We start from the raw sequence: 8,426 nt of genomic DNA on the forward strand, positions 1-8,426 counted from the left end.
GGCTGTCGCTTGTCGAATACGATTTACTATGCGACAGTGGAAAGCTGCACTCAAATGGTACAGCTCCATAGTTGACGCAGCCTGGGCCGGAGGCATATGAAATTAAATTCGTGGGGATCCCTCAGGGTCAGAGTACATTTATTCGGTTTTGTAATAGGGAAAGCCAATAATGTACTCTGACCCCACTATTCAGGGGTGGCGAAAAAAGTACTCTGCCCCCATTATTTTTGGATTTATAGGCCCATGGCGTGGCTGAGGAAGGCGGTTTTAATGGTGCTGAGTTTGTCTGTGGCTGAAAGACCAATTCCTCTGAGCAACTTTTTGAGGGGGTCGTCGCCGTCGAATAAGAATTTAAAGCCGTCCATTGCGGCAATCATTTTCGTGGCTTCTGTTTTACGGCTTCGTTCATAGCTGCGTAAGTGCTTGTACAAACCTATGTCTTTACCCGACGCCTTTAAGTTGTTTAGGGTTTCTGCCAATGCGAGCGCATCTTGCATTCCCAAGTTAGCGCCCTGCCCTGCAAGCGGATGAATGGTATGCGCTGCATCGCCTACCAGCACCACACCGTCTTTCGCCCACTGGCGTGCATAACGCATGGTCAACGGGAAAGCGGCGCGCTTGGTTTCAAGCGAAATAGTGCCAAGAACGCTATTACTAGCCGCAGTTAACGCATTGCAGAACGCAGCGTCATCCAATGCCATTAATAAGTTCGCTTGCTCTGGCGTTTGCGACCATACAATAGAACATACATTTGGCTCAGACATAGGCAGTAGCGCGAGCGGTCCTGTGGGTGTGAACGCTTGTCTCGCCACATTACTATGCGGCTCTACCGTTTTGATATTAGCGACAATCGCCGTATGCTCGTAGTCTTTAAAAGTAATAGGCAAGCCAGCCTGCTTTCTCACAAACGAATTTGCGCCATCGGCGCCTACTAACAACCTGCAGCTTAGCACGTCATCATTATCAAGCATCAGCATGGTTTGGTTTGGGCCAGCTAATACTCTATCAATACCCGCAGTGATCAACTCCACATTAGGCTGCGCTTCCACAGATTTAGACAGTGCATTGACTAAAGCCTGATTCTCTACAATCACGCCAAGCGCATCACTGCCCATTTCATCGCATGAAAAGTGAATGTCGCCAAAACTGTCTTTGTCCCATACATGCATGTCGGTGTAAGGGTTGGCGCGATCTTGCTGCAAATGCGACCACACATCAAACTGTTGAAGCGCTTTAATATTGGCCTGGTTTATGGCACTCACTCTCGCCGTAGGCTTCTCGTCCAGAGTCTGATAACACACCGCCTTATCGACTATTGCTATGCTCAATTCACTGTGTTTAAGCGCCGCTGCAAGGGTTAGCCCTACAATTCCGCCGCCCACTATCGCTATATCAACATGCTGCATTGTTATCTCTTTTTCTTAGTGATGTTTCGCCATAGCCCGTCGTGTGTTTAACAAACGCTTTTTTCGCCTGGGGCATCATGCTTAATGCCAATAGCGACACATTGCGCCCAATTACTGTTGGAAAATACTGGTTTGAAAAGGTGCGAACTAGCGTATCTGTCAGGGCTATCGTGTTATCCCTGTCATTCTTACGCGAATTGGCGTAATTCTGAGTAATGCTAAAAGCGCCTGCATCGAAATTAGCTGATGCGATTGTATCGTTTTTCTCTTCGTATGAATCCTGCTCGCCGTGCTTTTCCGCTGACGCTTGCAGCACAGACACTAAAGTACTTAAGTCGCGTAAGCCTAGATTGAATCCTTGCCCTGCAATAGGATGTAGCGCCTGTGCCGCATTGCCTACTACCACGGTGCGGTGACTAGCAACTTGCTGCGCCTTCGTAAGCGCTAACGGGTAACTTGCCAACTCACTGACTCTCAGTACTTTGCCCTGTCGATAGCCAAATGCTTCCTGTAGGGCCTTGATAAATGCGCGTTGATTTAATGCTATTAACGACTTTGCGGCGTCGGTATCTACAGTCCATACAACTGAAAAACCGTTTCCACTAGCCCTGATATCATCGATTTCACTGTCGAAAGGCAGGAACGCTAACGGGCCATTTTGGGTGAAACGCTCGTAAGCTCTGTTTTCATGAGGGAGCTGAGTGTGAACGTTAAAGACAATGGCCGTTTGATGATAATCATTGACTGTTTTTGAAATGCCAACCTGGTCAGCTAATCCTGAGCGACCGCCATCGGCCAGTACCAGCAACTTTGTGGTAAGCGATTGCCCATTATCTAGCTGCACCTCTACAAAATTGCACTGCCGCTTTACGTTCGTTACCTTGGCAGGTGCGATATATTGGTAGCTTGAGGCTGCACCTGCCGCCAATCGCGTTAGTGCGCTTAAGCTCACCACCTGGCCAAACGCGTCAATGTGGTAGTCACTACTTTGAAGGTTTAATAGCCCCAAGTGCCCTTTGTCGCTAACCTCAATATGCTTAATTTGAGGAGGTAACTCACCGTTGTGCTGCTTAGCTACATCATCAAGGTTTAGCCCCATGTGAGACAGTTCTTCAACAGTACGTCTTGCCAAGGCAATCACTCGGGTGTCGGTAAAAGGGTTAAAGTCGACTAAGCTTTTACTGGTTTGCTCTGGGTCAGCCGCATCAATTAGGGTGACAGATAAGCCAGAGCTGTTTGCAGGAAATACTTTCTCTGCGAGTGCTTTGGCTAATACGGTACCGACAATACCACCACCAATAATTACTACATCAACCGCTGCTGCCGATTCCACTGTTTTTATATTCCTGTCGTCCAGAGGCTCTAATTATTAAAAGCGTTAATTCTGAGATTTTTTTCTTTATATTAAAGGCTAGTTTTTAGCGTAATTAAAACTGGTAGTTTAAACCGCTAACTTAAACCAAAATTCCGTATTTCACACTTATCGCAGTTTTTCAAACCTTGGTAAACCTAGCAAATTTTGACAACTAGTCTCTGCTTTCAGCCATAAGTGCTTCAATCTCATCAATGTCTTTTGGCACGTCTGCGGTAAGAATATCGACACCCGTCGCAGTAATCACGACATCATCTTCAATTCTTACACCAATGCCTTTGTATTTTTCCTGCACGTTGCTATCTTGACTAATGTAAATGCCGGGCTCAACAGTGATCACCATGCCAGGCTTTAACGGACGGTCTTCACCGTCAATTTTGTAGTTGCCTACATCATGCACATCTAGACCTAAATAGTGCCCTAAACCATGCATGTAAAACTGACGCCACGTTTCATTTTCAAGGTTTTCTGCCACACTACCTTCAAGAACGCCAAGGTCAACTAAACCTTGAGTAATAATTTCTACGCTATGTAACATGGCTTGTGACAAGGTAACGCCGGGCGCTAACATGTCTAACACGCTTTTTTGCGCTTTTAATACAACGGTGTAAATTTCGCGCTGAGCATGGGTGAACTTTCCATTTGCAGGAAACGTTCGCGTGATATCCGCAGCATAACCTTGATATTCAGCACCTGCATCGATCAAGATCAAGTCACCGTCATTTACCTGCGCGTTATTTTGCGTGTAATGCAAAATACACGCATTATCGCCGCTTCCAACAATAGTGCTATAAGCAGGTAAACGGGCTCCCGCCATCGCAAATTCATGGTGAATTTCAGCTTCTAGCTGGTACTCGTAACAACCAGGCGCGGCGAACTGCATAGCTCGCTTGTGCGCACGTGCGCTTATCTCACCCGCCGCTTTCATCATGGCCACTTCACATGCGGACTTGAATAAACGCATTTCGTGTAAAATAGGCTGTAAGTCGTGAATTGCCCTTGGCGCCAGTGATTCTTTAGGCGCATCGCGCAAGGTGTTTAGCGCTTCAGAAAATAATAGGTCATTGTCTTTCTTGTGACCCAACGAAAAGTACACGTTGTCTTGACCTTGAATTGACGCTAACAGCGCTTCTTCAAGTTCTTGCAACTCAAACGCTTCATCTAGACTAAATCGAGCAAGTGCAGCTTCAGCCCCTAAACGTTTGCCGTGCCAAATTTCTGCACTTTTGTCTTTCTCTTGTACCACCATTGCACGATAACTTTCACCGTAACGAGGGTGGTTAGACAATATCAACCAAGCATTAGGCTCTTCAAATCCTGTCAGATACCAAAAGTCGCTATCTTGCCTGAATGTATATTCGGTATCGCGACTTCGGGTTACCATACCTGCTGCAGGCACAATACACACACTATTCGGCTCGCACTGTGCAAGCAGTCGGTCCTGCCTGGCGATAAACTCTTGCGCACTAATCATAAAAGAGAAAACCCTAAAAAATCTCGTTAAAACGGATGGCGACTTACGGCCACTTTTAATATCTTCAGTTAATTACTAGTGTACGGATGGCGTGTCTTGTTGATCATCTAGAAGCGATTGGCCCAGTTCGCTGAAGCATAAAATTGCTGAAATTTTCACGTATTCTTCAACCTCTAACAGCGCCTTTTCAGACTCTTCGTCCGCGTCCATTGGTTCTTCCATACGTGAAATATCTGAAAAGTCTTCAAGTGCCTCTTTTACGTCGTCAGAACATTGCATAAGGTCTTGCTGGTGTAGACCAAACCCAAGCATGAAACCTTGCACCCAGTTTATTAGTGCAGCCCCGCGATCGTTGATAGGCGCTTGATCATCAGGAAGTAACAAATTGAGCGCGAATTCAGGCTCAAGAAGCTGCTGACAGGTTTGATTGAAAAGGCTATTTAAAAGGTGCTGGGTAGGGTCGCTAAACGCATCACCCTGATTAATGGTTTCACTTAACGCTTCTAGCCATTTTTGGTCGGTAAGCGACATGCCTCCGCAAAGCATACCGCACAGGATGCCATGCACTTCTGCAGCATCAACAATTACGCCTTGCTGAGACAATTTATTACTTACGCTATCGTAATCGAGCTGTTTTTCCACGAATTGTTCTCTTTTGTTTTGAATAGTTTGAGATACAGGCGCCACTTTTATAAAGCGATTAATTACCGTCTATTTTGGCGGCGACTTACGTCAATGTCATCTCTTGATGGAGTTAATACTAGCAAAAATCAATGTGTAACGCCTCCTTTTGCCCTACCACTGCTCTAACTTTGAACAAACAGCAAAAGTACATTCAAGGTCTAATAACACTGTGTCGTACACACTTTACACAGCGGTACTTAAACGTTGTTTACTCACTGTTCAAACGATGTTTAATTTGCGGCTATTTCGCTAAATTCGTTGCCGGACGGCTAGCAACATCGTCAGATTTCATCTAAGATCGCTGGTGTTGGATACGGAATTCCTTTAGCAACAGCGTGACAACGTTCATTAGCCTTTAATGCCTGAATAGCTGATTGGTTATTATTGAGCTTCTCTTATATGCGTGTATAATTGCTGACCAATTGGTCAAGAAAAGTAATATTTTTTTACCGCTATTATAATCACCACGCAAAATAGTTATAAAGCGCTTTAGGTGATCCTCTTCACTGGATCTCGCGTTTGTTATACCCTGTTGCGTTAATACAACAACAATGTTTCCTGGGATGTTTGCTAGTTCATTCATGTCCCTGGCCGATGCTTTAAACCAAGGAAGTTGAAACAGATGCTATTGTGCAAGCTCGACGCGTATCGAGAAGCCTACGGCAATTGTGATACTTCCGCCCTGAACTTTTCGGTTCACGGGCGAAACATGGACAGCGGCATTCTGGGAAGCGCCCTCTTTCGACGGAAGAAGAAATGGCAATAATAAATTTTGGCTCTATAAATATTGACCACGTTTATCAGGTAGATCACTTTGTACAACCTGGTGAGACGTTGGCCTCTACCCATTATCAAACCTTATTAGGTGGTAAGGGTGCAAACCAGTCTATTGCTTTAGCGCAAGCAGGTGCAGACGTAAGACACGTCGGTAGCATTCACGAAAACGACGCCTCATTTAAACAAGCTCTTATTAAGAAGGGTGTTGATTGTCGTGGCGTAAAGTGCTCAGAAGTTCCTTCAGGTCACGCGATTATCCAAGTCACGCCTAGCGGTGAAAACGCCATTGTATTATTTGGTGGTGCTAACCAAACCATTACCGCAAAAACCGTAATGCAAGCGTTAGACGATACGCGTCCTTCAGATTGGGTACTAACCCAAAATGAAACAAGCAGCATTGAAGAAGTACTTCGCCAAGCGAAAGAAAAGCAGCTTAAAGTAGCCTTTAACCCAGCGCCTATGAGCGAGTCGGTTAAACAGCTTCCGTTAGACTGTGTAGATTTACTTATTGTAAATGAAACCGAAGCTGCTGCGATTACCGGTAAAGAAGAACTTGAAGATATTGTGACAGTGTTCAAAGAGCAGTGGTCACACAGCGAAGTTATTATTACACTGGGTAAAGCGGGTGTAATGATGCTGCGCAAAAACGATGTTGTAGAAGTAAAAGCATTCTCTGTAGACGCGGTAGATACCACCGCAGCCGGTGACACCTTTATCGGTTATTTCCTGTCTGCATACAGCAACCACACCGATGCTAAACAAGCATTGCGTCGCGGGTGTGCAGCTTCAGCCATTGCGGTAACACGCGAGGGCGCAGCGCAGAGTATTCCAACACAAAAAGAAGTGGATCGTTTCTTAGCGAAACACGCCAACTAGCAAGACGCATTGAGATAAATTGATGGCACATAAGATCATATTAGATACGGATCCGGGGATTGATGATGCAATGGCGATCTTTTTCGCCTTTCAGTCTCCAGACATTGAAGTACTTGGCTTAACGACCGTTTACGGTAACGTTCCAGTAACAATGGCAGCGCAAAACGCACTAACACTTTGTGAAATTGCAGGTAAAGATATCCCTGTAACTAAAGGTGTTGGCATGCCATGGGTTGGCCCAGAGTCAACGTACGCACACTTCGTACACGGTGAGCACGGCTTCGGTCATATTAAACCTGAAGCGCCTAAAACCGAGCTTGACCCACGCAGCTCTGCGCAGTTTATCGTTGATATGGCACGTAAGTACCCTGGCGAAGTTACTATTGTTGCTATTGGCCCACTAGGTAACTTGGCCCTTGCGCTTCGTCTTGAGCCAGAACTTCCTAAGTTGGTAAAAGGCGTTAGCATAATGGGTGGTGCAGCGTTTGTACCAGGTAACGTTACGCCGGTAGCTGAAGCGAACATTTGGAACGATGCACATGCTGCAGAAATCGTTTTCGCAGCAGACTGGGAACTGACCATGTTTGGTTTGGACGTGACAAACTTCACGCCGTTCTCGCCAGCCTTTGTTGAAAAGCTTGAAGAGAAAAACAATACCCTTGGTGGTTTTGTGAAAGAAAGCGCCCAGTTCTACATGGATTTCTACTCGCAAAACCGTGAAGATCGCGTGTGTTTCTTCCACGATGCATTCCCGATTGCCCACCTTCGCCACCCTGAGCTATTTGAACTGACTGAAGGTCACGTTCGCGTTGGAACAGGGACGCTAGATAGAGGGCAAACCGTGGTTGCGCCTAAAGGTACAACACCGAGTCCACTATGGAATGAAGCAAATACCATAAAGGTAGCGACTAAAGTTGACCACAAAAAGCTGGAACAACTATTCATAGACACCTACGCTCTATGATATGTTTAAGGGATTGTTAATACACAATCCCTTTTTTATTTAAAGCTAGGTTTAAACTCAACGGTTATGAAAGCGGCGCCCCTCCCTCAAAATGAAGATGAACGTCTTGCCGAACTGCTCAGCTACGACGTACTTGATACTGAAGCTGAACAACTCTTTGATGACCTTACAGCCCTTGCCTCTCAAATTTGTGAAACCCCTATTGCGCTTATCAGCCTCATTGATCCAAACCGCCAATGGTTTAAATCAAGAGTAGGTCTAGACGCAGAAGAAACATCACGAGACATCGCGTTTTGCTCACATGCTATTTTGCAAAGCGATGTGTTTGAAATACCTAACGCTACGTTAGACCCCCGGTTTCACGATAACCCGCTGGTGACTGGCGCGCCTGATATTCGGTTTTACGCCGGCGCACCACTGATTACCCCGTCTGGTCATGCAATTGGCACGCTGTGCGCCATTGATAGCAAACCACGCAAGCTAACCGAAACACAAAAAGCCTCGCTCCAAACCTTAAGTAAATCGGTAGTAGCACATTTAGAGTTAAAGCGGAAAAACCGAGAGCTTGAGCGCACCAGTCAATTCAAGTCTGACTTTCTTTCTTACGTAAGCCACGAAATTAGAACACCGCTTAATGCTATAAATACGTTTAGTCAGTTGCTTGAAGGCGAAGCCCAAAAGTTAAATTTACCCTCGTCATTTACCACCCCGCTTTCTCATGTAAGCCAAAGCGGTGAAAGGCTTTTAGAAATAGTAAATTCTGTTTTAGATATAAAGCAGATAGAAGCGGGGAAAATGAGGTGGTTTAATTGAGTTGACCAGTCCAGTTAAGGATATAATTGAACTTTAGCTGGAGAAAGTAAATGGCCGGAA

The 8,426-nt window shown here is 45.6% G+C and carries 6 protein-coding genes, 1 other RNA gene and 1 pseudogene; 4 read left to right on the plus strand and 4 right to left on the minus strand.

All coding sequences use genetic code 11. The features are described 5' to 3' along the window. Positions 1–233 precede the first annotated feature (233 nt). The 4 genes from QME20_RS19265 to QME20_RS19280 form a co-directional block, all read right to left on the minus strand. Positions 234–1,406: an FAD-dependent monooxygenase gene (locus QME20_RS19265; RefSeq protein ID WP_281716485.1), complete on the minus strand. Its 1,173-nt coding sequence runs from the start codon at positions 1,404–1,406 to the stop codon at positions 234–236. Further along, positions 1,393–2,739 carry an FAD-dependent monooxygenase gene (locus QME20_RS19270; protein WP_281716486.1) on the minus strand — a complete coding sequence of 449 codons (1,347 nt, stop codon included), beginning with the start codon at positions 2,737–2,739 and terminating at the stop codon, positions 1,393–1,395. Before QME20_RS19270 ends, QME20_RS19265 begins: the two co-directional genes overlap by 14 nt. Positions 2,740–2,932: 193 nt before the next feature. Next, positions 2,933–4,252: a Xaa-Pro aminopeptidase gene (pepP, locus tag QME20_RS19275; RefSeq protein ID WP_281716487.1), complete on the minus strand. Its 1,320-nt coding sequence runs from the start codon at positions 4,250–4,252 to the stop codon at positions 2,933–2,935. Between the two features lie 75 nt (positions 4,253–4,327). After that, entirely contained in the window at positions 4,328–4,894 is a 567-nt protein-coding gene (locus QME20_RS19280; protein WP_039228193.1) for a UPF0149 family protein, read from the minus strand. Between the two features lie 594 nt (positions 4,895–5,488). Here QME20_RS19280 and ssrS point away from each other — a divergent pair. From ssrS to QME20_RS19300, 4 genes and pseudogenes are all read left to right on the plus strand, one after another. Further along, positions 5,489–5,671: non-coding RNA, 6S RNA (ssrS, locus tag QME20_RS19285), on the plus strand. Positions 5,672–5,692: 21 nt separating this feature from the next. Beyond that, the gene (locus tag QME20_RS19290) at positions 5,693–6,589 is read left to right on the plus strand and encodes a ribokinase (RefSeq protein ID WP_014950380.1); all 897 of its coding nucleotides are present in this window, start codon (positions 5,693–5,695) and stop codon (positions 6,587–6,589) included. A gap of 22 nt (positions 6,590–6,611) precedes the next feature. After that, positions 6,612–7,553, plus strand: coding sequence for a nucleoside hydrolase (locus QME20_RS19295; RefSeq protein WP_014977204.1), 942 nt, complete (start codon positions 6,612–6,614; stop codon positions 7,551–7,553). A gap of 66 nt (positions 7,554–7,619) precedes the next feature. Next, positions 7,620–8,354 (plus strand): annotated as a pseudogene (locus QME20_RS19300) (GAF domain-containing protein); the annotation flags it as partial. Between the last annotated feature and the right edge of the window lie 72 nt (positions 8,355–8,426).

The organism is Alteromonas sp. CyTr2, assembly GCF_947311905.1.
In the GTDB taxonomy this organism is placed as follows: domain Bacteria; phylum Pseudomonadota; class Gammaproteobacteria; order Enterobacterales; family Alteromonadaceae; genus Alteromonas; species Alteromonas macleodii.